Here is a 15,962-nt window from a genome sequence, read left to right as displayed (position 1 = left end):
CGTCGTCGACACCGGCCACCAGGCAACGACCCAGGTCAGAGCCACGTCCGGTTCTGCGGCTGAAGATAAGCTTCGCGCTGCTGCTGAAGTTCTTCGAGGTGGAGGCGCGCTTTCCGGAGGAAGCGGCGGAGGTCCCGGCGGCCGCGGTGTCGTATGTGGCTCAGCAGGTGAAGGTGCTGGCCGAGGAGTGGGGTGCATACGACTGGTCGGGGCGGGCGATCAAGCGGCACCGGATGGAGGTCCGGGCGGCGTTCGGGTTCCGCGAGTGCACGCAGGAGGACCAGGTCCAGCTCGCGCAGTGGTTGGCGGTGGAGCTGTGCCCGGTGGAGCTGAACCGGGACCGGCTGGCTGAAGCGGTGGTCGCGCGGTGCCGCAAGGATCGTCTGGAGCCGCCGGCGCCCGCGAGGGTGACGCGGCTGGTCGCCTCGGCGGTGAACACCTTCGAGGAGGGGTTCTGCGCGACGACGGTGGAGCGGTTGTCTGCGGCCTCGCGTTCCCGGCTGGACGACCTGGTGGCCGAGGACGACGGGGATGAGGGCAGCGTGGGCGGGGGCCGGACGTTCTTCACCGAGCTGAAGGCGGACCCCGGAGCGTTGGGCCTGGACAGCCTGCTGACGGAGGTGAACAAGCTGCAGCGGGTGCGTCAGCTGGATCTGCCTCCCGAGTTGTTCGGGGAGTTCTCGGAGAAGCTGGTGTCGGCGTGGCGGGCTCGGGCGGCGAAGGAGTACCCGTCCGACCTGGTGGCCGCGCCGGGGCACGTGCGGTACACGCTGCTGGCAGCGCTGTGCGAGGTTGGCGTGCGCGGCCGGCTTGTCCGCGAGCTCGTGCTCCAGCCACCCCGGGATGCGTTCGATGTCCTCGTTCCGCTTGTCCAAGACGCCGGTGTGGACGAGGAGTTGGCGGATGTAGCGCTGGTTTCGGCTGGGCGGGGAGCTCGTCCAGCAACTCGTGGCTGAGCGTGTGGCCTTCGGCCGCGAGCTGGGAGAGGAGCTTGGTGTTCGGGCTCTCCTTGAGCCACTGGATAGCGGGGAACGGTGAGGGAGCGTTCGCCAGCGCGGTGGCCAGCGGTTTGATCTGCGGAGCGACCGTGCCGTCGGGTCCGGTCAGAAGGGCGTTGACCCGCTCGGCGAGGACGCAGTGTGCGCATCGGCCCCGGCTGTGGGGGTTGCCGGCTCGGCCGCACTGGCTGCAGGTGTAGTCGGCGGCGAAGCCGACGCAGGGTCCGCAGACTCCGGCGCCGTGGTTGTCCCGCGCGATCAGCGGCTGGACCGTGCCGCAGTGGGAGCACTCGGTCGGTGACCGGAGCACCGCGGTGTAGCAGCTCATGCAGACCGGGCCGATGGGCCACCGGGTGTTGACCGGCTTGGTCCGACCGCACCGAGCGCATGGCTCTCCTGAACGAGTGCGCCGGTAGCAGTTGCCGCAGACCGGCTGGCCTGCGCATCGCGGCTGGTGCAGGGGCGGACCCGGCTGCAGATCGAGCAGGTCACCTCGGGGCCGCGGTAGCAGCCGTCGCAGAGGTCGGGTTGACCATCGCGCGCGTTGCAGGCGATGCGCTTGAGTTGTCCGCACCGTCCACAGAGACGCCGCGGTCGGCGGTGGCGGTTGTAGCAGGGGTGGCAGAGTGCCCCGTCGTCGTCGACGAGGGCGGCGGCTGCGGTCTTTCCGCAGCTCACGCAGGTGTGCATCGGGCGTTTCCAGCACCTCCCGCAGAGGGCTCGTCCGTCCTCGCGGCGGACGGCCGGCGCGCGGGACTGGCCGCACTCGGCGCACTCCTCGAAAATCTCCGGGTCCGAGTGGTAGCAGGTATGGCAGATGCGGCCTTCGGGGCGGCGGGCCGCGATACGTACGTTCTCGCGTCTGCAGCGGGCGCATGTCGCCTGCCGGCTCCGGGCGTCGAAGGTGCCGCAGAGCCGTCCTTCAGGGCGGAGTTGGCGCAGGTCACTTCGTATCTTTCCGCAGTGTGCGCAACCGGGACGGACCACGGGGTGCCCGGCGTCGTACAGGACTTCGGCGAGCCGCAGCAGAACCGGCGGGCAGAGCGAACTGCCCGACGTCAGCGCGTCAGGGTGGGCGGCGAGGTGTCCGGCCAGTTCCTCCAGATAGCGTGCCGCCCCGCGCGTCGGAATCGGCACCGCGGTCACCAGCGCGGCCTCGGCGTCATGGCGGCCGAGCGATGGCAGAGCCGAGATGAGGTGGCCGACTGCGGCGGACGTTGCGGCCTCCAGGCGGGCGGCTTGCGCGGCGAGCCGGGCGACGGTTGACGGTGCCGTCGGAGAGGATGCGTTCACGGGCCCTCCGGTCGCCGGATGGAGGTCCGGCGCACGGCCGGAAGCGGGCCGGGCGTCTCGCCGTCGGCGGTCTTGCGTACCTCTTCGTTGACAACCTGGATCTCGATGAGGTCGTTGGGCTGGCAGTCGAGGATGTCGCACAGAGCCGCGAGGGTGTCCATCGACATCCGCTGCGGCGGCTGCGTGACCAGGCGGAAGACCTGCTCTCGCGAGAGGTTGACGCCCCGTTCGGCCAGCAGCGGCACCAGGTCGGTGGTCTGGAACATCTCTCGTTCGGCCATGAGCTTGCGCAGGTTCCAGCGGTAGCCCATCTTCTTGATCACTTCGAGTCCTCCCAGATGCCCGGGTATCGCTGGCCCAACTTCTTGTGCACCAGCCGGTTGCGGTACTCGTCCGAGACGCCGGTATAGAGGGCCGTCGTGCTGGCATAGCCGTGACCGGCCTGGTCTTGGATGAACCGTTCCGGGTAATCAAATTCGGTCAAATGTGTGATATAGGAATGCCTCAGGCAGTGCAATTCGAGTTCTTCGGGCAGGTCAGCGGCCTGCTTGGCGGCCTCGAAGGCTTCGTTCGCCGACCGGCGCGACAGGCGCCCGGAGCGTTCGGTGACCCAAATCGCGGGGTGCTTGCCGACGTTGAAGCGGGGCCGGACCTCGGTCAGGTAGTGGTCGAGGTCGTCGGCGATCCAGTCCATCTCGGGGACGGTGAAGATGGTGCGGCGCTTGGGCGGGCTGCCCTTGGAGGACTTGCCCCAGCGTACGAACACCGCTCCGTGGCGCTTGTACTGCGGGGCCTTCGGATTGCGCCGCAGGTCGGCGAGGTCGAGGCCGACGTTCTCCCGGCGCCGCATGCCGTAGGCGTAGTAGGTCTTGAGCAGGGCAGAGTCGCGCATCGCCGTCAACGCACCCTTGCGGCCGCGCTTTCGGATCTCTTCAACCCGTCCGTCGGCGGCGTCGAACAGGTCCTGGATCTCGTCGTAGGTCAGCGGCCGGCGGCGTGGGTCGCCCTCGTACTCACTGACGTGGGCGACGGTGTTCCACTCGTGCAGGATCTGGACCGGAACCTCGCCGAAGCGCTCCTGGCAGACGGACATCCAGCCGTAGCGTGGGTCAGTGATGAACTCGCAGAACAGCCGCAGGTGGTTCTGGTAGTTGCGGCCGCTCGACACCGTGAATGTCGGTGTCTTCGTGCGCAGGTGGTCGATGAACGCCTCGAACTCCGCCGGCTGCCACTGCCACGGGTACTGGTTGGAGTACTCGGCGAACCGGCGGACCAGCGACAGCCGCGGCTTGATGGTCCCTTCCCACTTCAGGAAGCGGGCTCGCTGTTGCTTGGTCCACCCCTCCAGCATGGCCTCGAACACGGCAGGCGCGGGGTCCATGTAAGAGATCCCGTCCACGAGCATCAGGTGTGCCGCACCCGCCAAATCGGCCGCTTTCGCCACTCCAACCTCCGTTGCGTTAGACGCATCATTGTTGGGATGGCATCGGTGAAGCGCAAGAGCCGCTGGTAGATCGCCTGCGCGGTGCGAGAGGATGGTGGAGCAGAGGCCCATCACCTGCTGATTCGTGGTTACTTGGACTCTGCGGAGTGCTGCATCAGATGCAACTCCGTCCCGTTTTCAGAGTCCCGCATCATCGAAAGGGCCGCCACGAAGATGCAGCAGGCGTTGCGCAGGGCCGTGGCCTCGCGCCCGAGCTGTCTGGGCAGCAGCGCATCGTGCCAGGGCCCGCGGCTTCCGTCGGGGCGGTCGACCTCCAACAGGTCGGGCAGCAGCCCGTACTGGACGCGGCCAGCCACGACGAGCCGTTCGACGGCGGCCCGGCGTGCGCGGCCGGTGCTGCTGGTGGTGGAGAACAGGTCCCTGCGGTCTGCGTCGAGTCCGACCATCCGGGCCAGCAGGTCCCAGTGGACCGGGCCTTCCCATCCGGTCTGGGCGCTGGGCGGTCGGGCCGGGACACGGCTTGCCGGGTCGGCGAGCCAGGCGGTGAGCCGGCGGTCCGCTTCAGGCAGCTTGATGTCTTCCGCGCGTGCCTCGATCGCCTGCCAGCGATCGAGGGCCCGCAGGATGTCCGGGGCGAAGACAGTGATGTAGGTCCAGGCGGCCCGGACCAGCGGGAACCAGGTCTCCGGCTTGACCACGGGAGTCTTGAGCGGACCGTTGACCGGCAGCTTGAGGACCGCGACGGCGGACGTGCCCGGCCAGGGGTCCTTTTCCAGGCCGCCGTCGGCCAGGGCCCGGCCGACACGGTGCAGGGCCTTGATGACCACGATGTGATCGACGAGGCGGGGCTCCGGGTCCGGGTTGCTGTGATGAGCGAGGAAGCGGTGGAAGTCCTCCGTCGCCCACTGGCTGACCAGCTCGGGCAGATGCTGGTCGGCTCCGAAGGCGGCGAGTTCTCGCAGACACGTGGTCCGCTGGCGGACGGTGTTGGCGACACGAGGGTCGTCCGCGAGGTGGATGCCGCGGGCCAGCAGCGCCGGGTGGCGCGGGTTGAACCAGATCATGGCCAGCTCGCGGGCCAGCAGGTTCACCGCCGGTGTCAGGCCGGGAAAGGGCACGCGCATGTGTGAGGGGTGCTGGTTGACCGGTTTGCGCAGCACTCCGTTGAGATCCCAGCACTCCCGCTCCGAGAAGACGGGCGGATTGGCGCCGGGCAGCAGCGGGTGGGACTGCACCACGGGCTCGTCGTCGCGGAAGACCGAAGACCTGGTGGGGAGGGGAAGTTGCCTGGTCATGACTCGAACTCCACGTGGGCGGCGAGGGGAAGCTGCAGGGACAGCCCGTCCTCGGCGATCTGCCGGCGGGCCGTGGTGATCTCGGCGTCCGTGCGGGCTTTGATCGACTCGTTGATGTTGATGCGGCTCTGTCCCCAAAGGGCGTGAAACGCCTGAGGGGACAGCCGCAGCTGCAGCGCGGCCAGGTGGTCGGCGAACAGCAGAAGCTGCGGGAGGTTGGAGGGCAGGACGAAGGCGTTGCGGCACTCCAGGCAGCGGGCGGGGGCGACCGGGCAGAGCTGGCCGGTGCGGCCGAACGGGGAGTCGAAGGGGTCCTTGCAGCTGGACACCCCCATGTCGAGCTGGCCGTCCCGCAGCTGGTCGATTTCCTCCTGCGACAGTCCGAGAGCGTCGGCTGCCCCCGGCTCGGCCAGCGACTGCTCGGCTTCTTCGCTCAGTACCACGGGTCCGTTCAACGCGTGGTCCAGCCACCGCCGCTGAGCTGTGGCGATGACGTTCCCGGCGATCACCCGCAGCGTCGTGCCGTGGGCGTAGTGCCCACGGAAGGTCTGCTGCGAGTGGTCATCGGCGATGTCGCTGACCCGGCCCCTGAAGGCCAAGGCCTTCTCGACCTTGCCGGACTTGCGAAGACGCCGGATGTCGACCGGCCCCTCCACCCTGACGCCGTGGAACTCGAGCCAGTCGGAGAACTGAGAGGCCACCGTGTCTCCGCTGAACCGTCGGATCCGCAGCGTGTAGGGGTTAACGGCGGCGCGCAGGAACAGCGGGACAGGCTCGATGTCCGCCCGGCGGGCCAACGGCGTGGCCAGCTCAAGGAGGGCCTGGGTGAGAGCCGCGGCGTCCAGCTTCGGCCGGCGGGGATGGAGCAGCCCGCCGGTCTGCTCGACGGAGGTGCTGAACGCCTGCCGGGTGCGGGCGTGGGCCCGGCCCTTGGTGAAGTCGATCACCACACTGCGCGGGCCGAACTCAATGTCGTCCTCGGTCAGTGCGCTGACCTCTTCGGACGAGCGGCCAGTGGCCGCCATCAGCAAGATCCGATAGCTGTGCAGATCGAGGTTGTGCGGGAACAACTGGCGAACCAGGTGACGCAGCACCATCCGCTTGCCGAAGTGCGGCAGCGTTCCGTGTGGAATCATCTCGCGCAGCGACGGCGGCATCTCGTGCCACCCCGGCAGATGCCCGGCGATCTCCTCACAGGTCCAGGCGTCATTCGCGATCGCCCAGAGCAAGTTCGCGAGGCAGTCCCAGCCGTCCTCGGCCGGGTCCTTCCCGGTGGCCGCCAGCTCCCAGCCCCGCCGGATCCTCGCTGTGATCGCAAGGTGATCGGACCAGGCAGCCTTCACCAGCTCTTTCTTGTCCGCGCGGGTGAACTCATCCAGCTCCTGGGTCTGTCCGCCGCGAAGACCGACGTGTCCGCTCGCCCAGTGACGCAGGCCGGCCGCGACCGGGCGGTCTGGATGCTCGGCTCGGCGCGCGATGAGAATGCGCAGCTTGCCGGCGAGCGCGGCAGGCACCCGCGAGCCAGCGCCGTAGGCAGCGGGCAGCAGGCGAGTCCAGTCGGTCAGCGCGTGGGCGAGGTCGGGCTCCGGCTCACCCAGCGAGGCCTTCACCGCGTGGGGAACGTGGGCATCGACGTGCCGGCAGTACAGCGTGATGGCCTGGCGATACAAAGCCGCAGCGGTCGCCGACAGCGTCGCGGAGGCGGCTTTCTCCACCCACTCGTCCGCCAGCTCGCCCGCGAGGTGTGAGCAGGCGAAATCAGACGGATCGAGCGAGGGGCTTTGCTGGCGGCCATCAGCAGTCTGGCCGGTCACCGTCCGGACGGGCTCCGCCGCCCGCGGACCGGGACGCGGGAAGTCCCGGGTGTGCTCACCGCGGCGCGGCATGGGCGTTCTCTTCCAGGTTCATCAGATGGCGGGCGATGGTGACGTACGAAGCGCCGTCGGCGACGGTCCACTCGCGGAACGCGTCGTCGACCTCGCGCATCGGGTCCTTCAGATAGCGGATGTAGCGGTAGGTCGTCGATGGAAGGACATGACCGAGCCGGCGCTGGACCACCAGTAGCGGGTTGCTGGTCATGTGGTCCAACAGCGTCGACATCGGCAGCTGCTGCTTCTCGGCGTCGCCGAGAGCCTCCCGGGTCAGGAAGATCAGCAGACGCAGGGCGAAGGTGTGCCGCAGATCGTGATAGACCCAGCAACGACGCGGCACCTGCGGGGCATTCTGATGGGCTGACCAGGCCTTGAGCCGGTCCCAGGCCCGCCAACGCACCCAGTCCCAGCCCGAGGCGGTCAACATCTTCCCGCCCTGACCGATGAACAGCCCCAGCGGCTCCAGCCCGCCGCCGGTCTCCAGCACCGTGATGCGGCGCAGGTCCGGGGTCATGTCCTTGATCGATCGGGTGACGGTGCGGCCTTCGAGGACGCCTCGCACCTTCGTGTCATCGGCCTCCAGCCGCTGAACCACGAACAGGTCCCGGTGCCGCCGCCGCAGCGTGCGCTGGGCCTTCGCCACGATCTCCGGCCGCTCGATCAGCAAGTAGGGATCCAGCAACTCCATCGCTCCGACCGGGACGTAGACCGACCGAGGCCGCTTCTGCTTCGCGCAGGCCGCCAGATCGACGTCCGCGGTTTGCGGGCGGTGTCCTGCCATCAAGCCGAGCTCGGGCAGCAGCAGCGTGGACCACTCCTGGGCCCGCATCCCGGTCAGCAGCGCGAGTTCGACCGCGGCCCGATTGCGATGCGGGCGCCATCCGCCGAACGTCTCGTCGAGCTCGGACTCGGGCGTCAGCCCACCGAACCCGACGTCCCGGAAGAACAGGTACTGCTCCAGCTCGAGATGCCGCACCCGCACGTCCGTACTGAAGCCGCTGCCCAGCGACTCCCCCTGCGACGACCGCCACGGACTGGCCCGCACGTAGCCGACGCGGACCAGGTGCTTGTAGAGGCTGACGATCGCGGCCGCGTCCCGGTCCCAGGTGGTTCCCCCCACCGTGTCCTCGGCGTCCGCACGCCGCCACTGCCGAAACTGCAGGATGTCCATCTCGGTGGCCGAGCGAAGGTCCGCCCCGCGAGCCAGCAGAAATCCGAGCAGCATCACCACCGTGGAGGCGTAGGCCCGCATCGACTTCGCGTCCCGCCGGGCCAGCGCCAGGCTGCGAAACCACGACGAGACCGGCTCCACCGGCCGCATCGCTTCGTCCAGGAGGACAGGCGTACCCGCCGGCAGGCGATACCGATCAAGAGCACCCGTCAGCAGGGACCGATCGACCCCCGCGACGTCACCGACCCGCCACACCGCCCGGTGGTTGGCGAAGTACAGCCGCACCGATCCCTCCCGTAACCGACCTGAGCACGTTCGCAGTCACGCCAACGGAAGATCACTGCCGACGGCTACGGGGCGCACAAGATCTCACCCAGATGAGACACCCCTCGATGTCTGGAGAACCAACTGGATCAACGCGGTGCTCAGCCTGGCCGGAGTGTGCGCCGTCATCATCCTGCTGGACGCCGCCGGCGACATCGTCTCCGCCGTGGCCCACCGGATCGCCACCGCGACCCCTGAGACCCAGCTGGCGTCGGAGACCTCCAACAGCTTCTGGGCAGTGATCGACACCCCGGTTCGCTCCTACCTCGCCCAGCACACCGGCGGCCTCGCCGTCAGCGGATCCGCCGTCTACGCCTTCTGGCAGGCGGTGGGTCTGTTCGGCCTGGTCGGCGGCTTCTTCTACAGCACCGGAGCCCGCATCACCTACACCCTCTGGGGCGCGGCCAGCATCGGCATGGTGTGGTCCGCCGCCCCCGCCGACGGGCGCACCGTCGCCACCGGCATCGCCGTCCTCGCCTGGACCATCGCCTCCGTCTTCACCCTGCGCGGCCTGAGCCTGCGCCCGGTCATCCACACCGCCTTCCAGCCCCACATCGACATCCGCCCCGAGACCCACATCCCCCCGCAGCCCGCCCCCGTCCACGACGGCCTGGACGCCGAACCCGACAACGCCCACCCGCTCCAAAAGCGCTGACCCGCCGCCTTGCCTGGCTCTCGCCCGCCGTACGCGGGCGAGGACCGGACAGGCCGACCGGTCACCCGCCTCACCCTTCCGCCCCGCCTGACGGACCTTCCGTCGGCGGGGCGCAGCACTGCCCGCCATCAACCCGTTGGAGGACACACCGTGCTCATCCCCCGCCCGCGCCGCCGGATCGGCCGGCCCCGCCCGTAGCGCCCCGGCCCCCGCTACCCGCAGCGTCCCGCCCGGCTCCCCAGTACCTGGAGCAGCTGATGCCCCGCCCCCGGAAGAAGCGCCGCCGCCGCGAGGTGAACCGGGTGCCGCGCAGCGCCGCGACCCTGCCAAATGGAGTTCACGCGGGTTCCTCGGCGGTCGTGGTGCAGACAACAGTGCAAGTGAGGAGGTGAGAGCCCTCTCGATGCCCGTCACCCATACTTGTCAAGTTCTCCGAATTGCTGGCCCAGATTCTGCGAGTTCGGCCATTAACTTGCAAGGCTATGCGGGAATCAGGAAGACGCCGCCGTCTGACGTTGCTCACCGGCCGGTGGCGTCAGGCGCGTTCCGGCTCGTTCGTCTCCTCGGCGACCGCGACCCGGGCGCGACGACGGCCCAGTAGGGCGCTTCCCGCGATCACCAGGCCGATGGCGACGACCTTGGCGGCCTGGTAGTAGCCGGTCGCCGGATTCTCTGGGGCGCCGGGCAACCGGAGGAAGACCCACGCTGCCGCGAGACCACCGAAGATAATCAGTGCGGCAGCGCCCAGCGTCCCGAGCTCCGCCCACCAGGGGCCTGTGTCGTAGCCCCGCTCGTCGGTCTGCTCAACGTCCTTGACGGTCACGATCTGCTCTCCTGTGCGTGTGGTGGCGGTCGAGAGAGAAGACGCAGGCCCGGTGCGGGCGGTTCACCGGGCCGCCCGTTCCCGGCTGAGCGGACATCCTGCCAGTCGGCGAAATCCCCCGCCCGCCCCCTTCGAGCGGGTGACGGACGACTCCCGCCAGGGTGATGGCAGGACAGCGTCGGAAATGCCATCACCTGGACCGCTCGTCCGCGCAGCCCACCCAGAGCTCTTTGGAATCGACCTCACGAGTAAGAGGGCCACGAACCCACAGGCCCCTCAGCAGAAGGACACCCCAACACCAGTGGATTCACACACCAATGCCTTGAGAATCCGCGAACCCGCTGGTTTTCGAGTTTGACCGTGGCGCTGTCCCCGAAGGCTTGGTCACCCGGCGCCAGTTACGGGACATGGATCTCAGCCCGGGTGGCAACGACGGCCCGGTCGCGATCCTGCGCTGCAAGTGGTGCTCCTACCGGCCGCAGTGGTCGTGCACCCGCCCCACCCGCGGCTTCCTTCTCCGCGTCGACCTGGCGAAGCCCAAGCGTGTTCCGACTGCGGACCATGCGCCGGCACCGAACGCTCCTACACCTGCCTCGGCTGCGGCACCAGCGGCCTGCCTCCCAAAGGGGCTACTGCACCCGCTGCGTGCTATATCAGCGGTTGAGCAAGCTCCTTGGCACGACCCAGAACACGATCGCCCCAAAGACTCAAGCCGTTCACGCCGCACTCAGCGGCGCCGACCGCCCCATCAGGATCTTGCACTGGCTCAACCACGAGGGCGTCCCCGAACTCCTGGCTCGGCTCGCGCAAACCGAAGCCACGCTTCGGCATAACGACCTCGATGAGCTGCCCGACACTCCGACCACCTCTTACGTCAGGGATCTGTTGTCCACAGCGGGGGTACTGCTACAAAGGAACGAGGCACTCGAGCGCCTCCCCCGCTGGGCAGACGCCGTCCTCAAAGAGGCGCCCGCTCATCACCGCCAGATAGTGAGCCCCTTCGCTCACTGGCACCTCATCCACCGCCACCGACGTCTGGCCCGCCGACGCGCCGGCCAGGCCGTCAGAGACGGTCACCGGCGCTCGCAGATCAGACGCGCGCTGGAACTGCTGACCTGACTCGACGAGCAGGGCATCGAACTGCCGAAGCTCAGGCAGGGGCACCTCGAGCGCTGGCTGGACAGCGGGCCGTTAAACCGGAGGGACGTCAGGGCCTTTGTCCTGTGGACCCATCAACGAGGCCTTACCTCGAACCTCACTGTCCCGGTCAGGCTCCCTGAAGACCCGACCACCTTCCTGGAGGACGATGACCGCGTTCAGCAGCTTCGGCGCTGCATCAACGACGCCACGCTCCCCCTGAGCGTCCGCGTCATTGGCAGCCTCGTCCTTCTCATGGGATTGCAGATCACGCGGATCCTCGAACTGACCACCAATGACGTCGCCGTTCAAGGGGCAACGGTCCAGCTGAAGCTCGATGGGAACCTTCTGCAGCTGCCTCCGCGGCTGTCTCAACTGGTCCTGGAGCACCTTGAGCACGCCGAGGCTGCCTGGGAATCCAACCGTGCCGCCAGCACGACCCCATGGCTGTTCGCCGGTCTGAACCCAGCCCGCCCGATCGCCCGATCCAGTCGCAGTACATCTACCTGAAGCTCAGGCGCCTCGGGCTGGGCGGCCTTGCCGGCCGCAACACTGCCCGCCTTGCGCTGGCAGCCGACGTTCCTGCCTCAATCCTTGCCGCTCTCACCGGGACCAGCATCGACAACGCAACGGACTGGACGAACTTCGTCAAGCGCGAGTGGACCGGCTACATCAGCAGCCGGCGAAGCGACAGCTAAGAAGTCGGTGTCTCTCGTTCGTGAGCAGCGGCATCATGGTCGTCGGTAGGTTCATACGCGAGAGGACGAGTGCGACGGGTGTCTGGAGACGGGCAGGCGGATCTGACGGAGCTGTGGCAGCAGCGTTGGCCCAGTTGCCCTCCGGTTGGGTACAAGCTCCGTGACCCGTATCGGAACGTCTGGGTACGTTTTCACAGCCTGCCGGAGTCGAAGCAGTACGCGGAGGACGAGAGCGAGTACACCGTCGTCCTGGAGCGTTACAACACCGTCCTCGATGAGTTGTTCGCTGGTGCGGACGTGTATGTGATCACACCGCTCTGGACGACCGGAGCCGAGGTTCCATCATCGCAAGCCGTCACCGGGTAATGGCAGAGCCTGCTGGTGGAGGACGATCCTGACCCTGAGTTCCGCACGTACTGCCACCTCTTCGCCGCCCGCCGGCCCTGGCGGCGTGGCTGCATCGACGAGCTGCTCCGAGACATCGCCGACGACAAGGTGGCGGGAGTCCTCATCACCGACACCCGCATGCAGCGCATCCACCACCCCTACGACGGTGGCGCCGACGTCTTCCTCGCCACGTCCGAGGAACGGGACCGGATGCGCGATCGGCATGCCGACTGGCTTTCCAGTCACCCCTCGGGTCTCTGACCGGCTCGGATCACCGCTCCACTCAGAATGGTCTTCACCGCAAGTACCGGGTTGAGAGGCTCGACGAGTTCCTTGGTGGCAACGGCCACGAGGCGCGCGGGCGCATTACCGTCCAGCAGCGCGCTCACGTACTCGATGGCCTCCGCAGGCGAGAACATCGGCAGCCTCTGGCGCAGTGTCCGCACAGCGTGCACGCGTCCGTGCGTAGCGGCGACTCCACAGAGCGCATCGTGTAGGTCGTCTACCGCGGTGCGCACCGGCAGTCCACGTATCCGGGCCCGGTAGTCGGTCTCCCACTCCCCTGTTTTCGCGGAGACGACGCCGATCTGGTGCAGTCCCCCGTCGACGCGGTCGACCAGGTACGGCCCATTGCCGACCAGCATGTACCTCGAGTTCCAAGTGCGTACGAACTCCTCGGACTGCCAGGAGACGATCCACACCAGTTCGTGCTCCTCGACACGGACCACAGCCATCCGCATCGCGTCCACACTCACAGCCCGCCACTGCTGATAGTCACGCTCCAGCTGTTCTTCGACAGCCCGAACGGCGGCTTCTCGCTCGATCACGCGTGCAGCATCCCGTACCGGCCCTTCTGCCGACCAGCGAATTCGCACGGCCCAGCGCCACGTACGAGGGGCTGATGGACCTTCCTGCTCAGGAATACGACAGCTGCGGAACAAGTGCTCTGCGCCAGTACAAAAAGCTCGGTTGCTGCCTCGAGTGCTTCGACGGCACGCCCGTGGACCCCAGCAGCTACCTCGCTCCCCCGGCCAAGCACTCGCTGGCCGCCTGATCAACGATCCCTGCGAAGGAGAGTCACCGTGGCTCTGTTCACCCGTACCGCCCCGGCCCCCGAGACGTGGACGCCGGAGGGCGCGACCGTCCTCGTCTACACCGGCGACACCGACCGGGTCAGCGCGCGCTACGCCGTCGCCTGCCTCAGCTGCACGCACCGCGAGGACCGCAATGCCTCCGGCAACGTGATGACGGAGACGGAGGCCGCCCAGGCCGCCAACGCGCATGCCACGGCCTGCCGGGCGGTGCCGCGAGGCGTGCCCGCCCGGCCACGCCGATCATGACCTGCGCGTTTCTCTACGGCTATCAGGCTTCGATACGAAGCCAGGTGTCGCCGGCGCGAAGCCACAGAAAGCCGTCACGCCCCTGACCACAGTGCATGACCACCCGCCCGGGAACTCGTATCTTGCGCTGGTCGGTCACGCTCCATGTAGCGCCGACCAGCTCGGCGCGGACCACTTCGGTTGCTCGCTGGTTGTGGTCGCGCTTGGTCAGGACTGCTCGATTGCCGCGTACGGCGAATCCGTCCGGGGCACGTACGGGGCTGGGCCAGCTGGTCACCTCACCCGTGGAGGGGGTGATCCGCGTCAGGAACGTGCCTCCGCGTCGGCTGCCGGAGTACCAGACCAGCCACACCCGGTCGCCCTCGCTGGCGGCGGTGCAGCCCTCCAAGGGCGCGTCAGGAAGACGGCCAGCCGGGGCCCATATCGCCTGACCTTCGGTACTCCAGCCGGCAAGCCCGGCTGCCGACTCCGGATGTCCTCCGTAGATGCCTTCATCACCGTAGGCCGTCCAGATCGCTCCGCCGCGGTCGGTCACCAAAACAGGGATGTCGTCGCCGATACAGAAGGTGCCCTCCTGCTCGCCCTCCACAGACCACACCACAGCGTTCGGCTTCCACGAGCCCGTGTCCTCCCTGCGAGCGCGACCGCCAACTATGAGGAGCCGAGAGTCAGGGAGAAGGGCGATGTGACTGGGCCAGACCTGTACGTCCTTGATCATTCGGCGTTGAACTGCACCGTCAGCCTGGCGGATCACCAGAGCTCCATCGAATGGAATCTTCGGGCCCCATCCCACCCAGCCCTTGATGTAGCGGCTTCGGCGTAGATGCCGCCTGACGGCGGCCGTGGCAAAGTCCAGATGTGCGGCCAGCCGAGTCCAGGCTGATGGCCACCGGTATTCCAGGTGGATGGCCGTCTGACCAGTGGTGTTCCTGATCACTTCCTTAACTGGAGGAGACCCCTCCGCCCGTTTGCTGGTGTTTCCACGCATCAGCTACCGGCCGGAGAGGTCCTGTGACGAAGTCTGACACGGAGATTATGGAAATCCTTGAGGCGTACGACCTGACCGGGACGGTCTGGTCCGCGGCGACCTTGACGGGGCACGACCCGAAGACGGTCAAGCGGTATGTCGAGGCCCGCAACGGCGGGCGCAATCCCTATGAGCGAGAGCCGCGGCCGAAGATGATCGACGCGTTCCTGGAGAAGGTCGAGGAGTGGGTCGAGCAGTCGAAGGCGACGATCCGCGCCGATGTGGTCCACGACAAGCTCGTGAAGATGGGCTACCGGGGCAGCGAACGCTCGACGAGACGGGCGGTGAACACGGCAAAGACCGCGTGGAAGGCCGGCAAGCGACGAACGTACCGCCCGTGGATTCCCGAGCCGGGCCGGTGGCTGCAGTTCGACTGGGGCGAGGGTCCGCGCATCGCGGGGCGTCGAACCTGGCTGTTCTGCGCGTGGCTGTCCTGGTCGCGGTTCCGGGTGGTGATCCCGGTCTGGGACTGCACGCTGGGCACTTTGGTGGCCTGTCTGGACACCACGCTCAGGCGGATCGGCGGGGCACCGACGTATGTACTGACCGACAACGCGAAGACGGTCACCGTCGAGCACATCGCCGGGATCCCGGTACGTCATCCGCAGATGGTCGCCGCGGGTCGGCATTACGGCTGCCAGGTGGTCAGTTGCGTGCCCTACGATCCCGAATCGAAGGGCGGCGCGGAGGCCACAGTCCGCATCGCGAAGGCCGACCTGGTGCCCACAGATGCGAACCTGCTGGCTGCCTACGACACCTTCGCCGAGCTCGCCGATGCCTGCCTGGCCTGGTGCGATGCGGTGAACTCCCGCCGTCACCGGGCGACCGGGCAGATACCCGCCGACCGCCTCGACATCGAACGCACCACGCTACATGTCCTGCCCATCGAGCCGCTCGCGCTCGCACTGGGCGAGGAGAGACTGGTCGGCTCGGACCGCACCATCAGCTTCAACTCGGTGCGCTACTCGACCCCGCCGGGCTATACCGGCGCCAAGGTGTGGTGCCGGGTGGTCGGCGAGGAACTATCCATCACCGCCCGCACCAACTCCGGTGACCTGTCGGAGATTTGGCGCCACAAGCTCTCCACCCCGGGTGTTCCGCAGATCATCGACGCGCACTACCCCGACCATCCCGACGGCCGCAGCATCCACCAGCCGAGGCTGCAGCCCCGCTCGGAAGCGGAGATCGCGTTCATGGGCATCGGCCCCGGGGCTGGGCGCTGGCTCAAGGAAGCCGGACCCGCCGGCGCCACCCGCATTCGCGCCAAGATGGCCCGCGCGGTCGAGCTCGCCACCGTCCTGGGCAACGACAAAGTCGACCAGGCCCTCGGGCTTGCGGCCACGGCCGGGCGCTTCGCCGACGACGACCTGCTCTCGATCCTGGGACACATCGCGGACAGCAAGCCCGTCGGCGAGGTCGTCCGCGCGGACGAGGCCCACTCCGTCCAGAACGGAACCATCGGCTGGCAAGCCCTGGGCCAGTAGGCAACGACTTCAAGG

The 15,962-nt window shown here is 68.0% G+C and carries 19 protein-coding genes; 9 read left to right on the top strand and 10 right to left on the bottom strand.

What is annotated here, in order from left to right; genetic code table 11:
• The first annotated feature begins 53 nt into the window (after positions 1 to 53).
• On the top strand, positions 54 to 956 hold the full coding sequence (locus OG293_RS38950) for a DUF4158 domain-containing protein (protein ID WP_406003841.1): 903 nt from the start codon (positions 54 to 56) through the stop codon (positions 954 to 956).
• A 366-nt stretch (positions 957 to 1,322) separates the two neighbouring features.
• Here the strand turns inward: OG293_RS38950 and OG293_RS38945 are convergent, their stop codons facing one another.
• The 6 genes from OG293_RS38945 to OG293_RS38920 all read right to left on the bottom strand — a co-directional run bounded on the left by OG293_RS38945 (position 1,323) and on the right by OG293_RS38920 (position 8,357).
• On the bottom strand, positions 1,323 to 2,291 hold the full coding sequence (locus OG293_RS38945; protein WP_406003433.1) for a hypothetical protein: 969 nt from the start codon (positions 2,289 to 2,291) through the stop codon (positions 1,323 to 1,325).
• Complete coding sequence (locus OG293_RS38940; RefSeq protein WP_406003432.1) at positions 2,288 to 2,614, bottom strand: helix-turn-helix domain-containing protein; 327 nt, start codon at positions 2,612 to 2,614, stop codon at positions 2,288 to 2,290. The genes OG293_RS38945 and OG293_RS38940 overlap by 4 nt, the downstream gene beginning before the upstream one ends.
• Positions 2,611 to 3,672 carry a tyrosine-type recombinase/integrase gene (locus OG293_RS38935; protein WP_406003431.1) on the bottom strand — a complete coding sequence of 354 codons (1,062 nt, stop codon included), beginning with the start codon at positions 3,670 to 3,672 and terminating at the stop codon, positions 2,611 to 2,613. Before OG293_RS38935 ends, OG293_RS38940 begins: the two co-directional genes overlap by 4 nt.
• A 191-nt stretch (positions 3,673 to 3,863) precedes the next feature.
• Positions 3,864 to 5,030, bottom strand: coding sequence for a hypothetical protein (locus OG293_RS38930; protein ID WP_406003430.1), 1,167 nt, complete (start codon positions 5,028 to 5,030; stop codon positions 3,864 to 3,866).
• Positions 5,027 to 6,916: a hypothetical protein gene (locus tag OG293_RS38925; RefSeq protein WP_406003429.1), complete on the bottom strand. Its 1,890-nt coding sequence runs from the start codon at positions 6,914 to 6,916 to the stop codon at positions 5,027 to 5,029. Before OG293_RS38925 ends, OG293_RS38930 begins: the two co-directional genes overlap by 4 nt.
• Entirely contained in the window at positions 6,900 to 8,357 is a 1,458-nt protein-coding gene (locus OG293_RS38920) for a site-specific integrase (RefSeq protein ID WP_406003428.1), read from the bottom strand. Before OG293_RS38920 ends, OG293_RS38925 begins: the two co-directional genes overlap by 17 nt.
• Positions 8,358 to 8,493: 136 nt before the next feature.
• On the opposite strand from OG293_RS38920, the gene OG293_RS38915 reads away from it, so the two are divergent.
• Entirely contained in the window at positions 8,494 to 9,051 is a 558-nt protein-coding gene (locus OG293_RS38915) for a hypothetical protein (protein WP_406003427.1), read from the top strand.
• A gap of 535 nt (positions 9,052 to 9,586) precedes the next feature.
• On the opposite strand, the gene OG293_RS38910 is transcribed toward OG293_RS38915, so the two are convergent.
• The gene (locus OG293_RS38910; protein WP_406003426.1) at positions 9,587 to 9,874 is read right to left on the bottom strand and encodes a hypothetical protein; all 288 of its coding nucleotides are present in this window, start codon (positions 9,872 to 9,874) and stop codon (positions 9,587 to 9,589) included.
• Between the two features lie 660 nt (positions 9,875 to 10,534).
• Here OG293_RS38910 and OG293_RS38905 point away from each other — a divergent pair.
• Positions 10,535 to 10,993 (top strand): hypothetical protein, encoded by a 459-nt coding sequence (locus tag OG293_RS38905; RefSeq protein ID WP_406003425.1) that lies wholly within the window; start codon positions 10,535 to 10,537, stop codon positions 10,991 to 10,993.
• Between the two features lie 72 nt (positions 10,994 to 11,065).
• Here OG293_RS38905 and OG293_RS38900 read toward each other — a convergent pair whose 3' ends face one another.
• Positions 11,066 to 11,323, bottom strand: a complete 258-nt coding sequence (locus OG293_RS38900) for a hypothetical protein (protein WP_406003424.1) — start codon at positions 11,321 to 11,323, stop codon at positions 11,066 to 11,068.
• 131 nt (positions 11,324 to 11,454) lie between these two features.
• Here OG293_RS38900 and OG293_RS38895 point away from each other — a divergent pair, with 131 nt between their 5' ends.
• The 3 genes from OG293_RS38895 to OG293_RS38885 all read left to right on the top strand — a co-directional run bounded on the left by OG293_RS38895 (position 11,455) and on the right by OG293_RS38885 (position 12,357).
• Positions 11,455 to 11,709: a hypothetical protein gene (locus OG293_RS38895; RefSeq protein ID WP_406003423.1), complete on the top strand. Its 255-nt coding sequence runs from the start codon at positions 11,455 to 11,457 to the stop codon at positions 11,707 to 11,709.
• Positions 11,710 to 11,787: 78 nt separating this feature from the next.
• On the top strand, positions 11,788 to 12,075 hold the full coding sequence (locus OG293_RS38890; RefSeq protein WP_406003422.1) for a hypothetical protein: 288 nt from the start codon (positions 11,788 to 11,790) through the stop codon (positions 12,073 to 12,075).
• Between the two features lie 15 nt (positions 12,076 to 12,090).
• Entirely contained in the window at positions 12,091 to 12,357 is a 267-nt protein-coding gene (locus tag OG293_RS38885; protein ID WP_406003421.1) for a hypothetical protein, read from the top strand.
• On the opposite strand, the gene OG293_RS38880 is transcribed toward OG293_RS38885, so the two are convergent.
• Positions 12,339 to 12,923: a YrhB domain-containing protein gene (locus tag OG293_RS38880; protein WP_406003420.1), complete on the bottom strand. Its 585-nt coding sequence runs from the start codon at positions 12,921 to 12,923 to the stop codon at positions 12,339 to 12,341. The two genes, OG293_RS38885 and OG293_RS38880, sit on opposite strands and share 19 nt — an antisense overlap.
• Positions 12,924 to 12,997: 74 nt before the next feature.
• Between OG293_RS38880 and OG293_RS38875 the strand changes: the two genes are divergently transcribed.
• The gene (locus OG293_RS38875; protein ID WP_406003419.1) at positions 12,998 to 13,150 is read left to right on the top strand and encodes a hypothetical protein; all 153 of its coding nucleotides are present in this window, start codon (positions 12,998 to 13,000) and stop codon (positions 13,148 to 13,150) included.
• A 28-nt stretch (positions 13,151 to 13,178) separates the two neighbouring features.
• Entirely contained in the window at positions 13,179 to 13,436 is a 258-nt protein-coding gene (locus OG293_RS38870) for a hypothetical protein (protein WP_406003418.1), read from the top strand.
• Positions 13,437 to 13,458: 22 nt separating this feature from the next.
• Here OG293_RS38870 and OG293_RS38865 read toward each other — a convergent pair whose 3' ends face one another.
• Positions 13,459 to 14,025, bottom strand: coding sequence for a hypothetical protein (locus tag OG293_RS38865; protein WP_406003417.1), 567 nt, complete (start codon positions 14,023 to 14,025; stop codon positions 13,459 to 13,461).
• 446 nt (positions 14,026 to 14,471) lie between these two features.
• Between OG293_RS38865 and istA the strand changes: the two genes are divergently transcribed.
• Positions 14,472 to 15,947 carry an IS21 family transposase gene (gene istA / locus OG293_RS38860; RefSeq protein WP_406003791.1) on the top strand — a complete coding sequence of 492 codons (1,476 nt, stop codon included), beginning with the start codon at positions 14,472 to 14,474 and terminating at the stop codon, positions 15,945 to 15,947.
• Positions 15,948 to 15,962: the final 15 nt, after the last annotated feature.

Source organism: Streptomyces sp. NBC_00829, assembly GCF_045161795.1.
Classification (GTDB): domain Bacteria; phylum Actinomycetota; class Actinomycetes; order Streptomycetales; family Streptomycetaceae; genus Streptomyces.
Note: the sequence above shows the minus strand (reverse complement) of the source record. Positions and strands in the feature narration are given on the sequence as shown.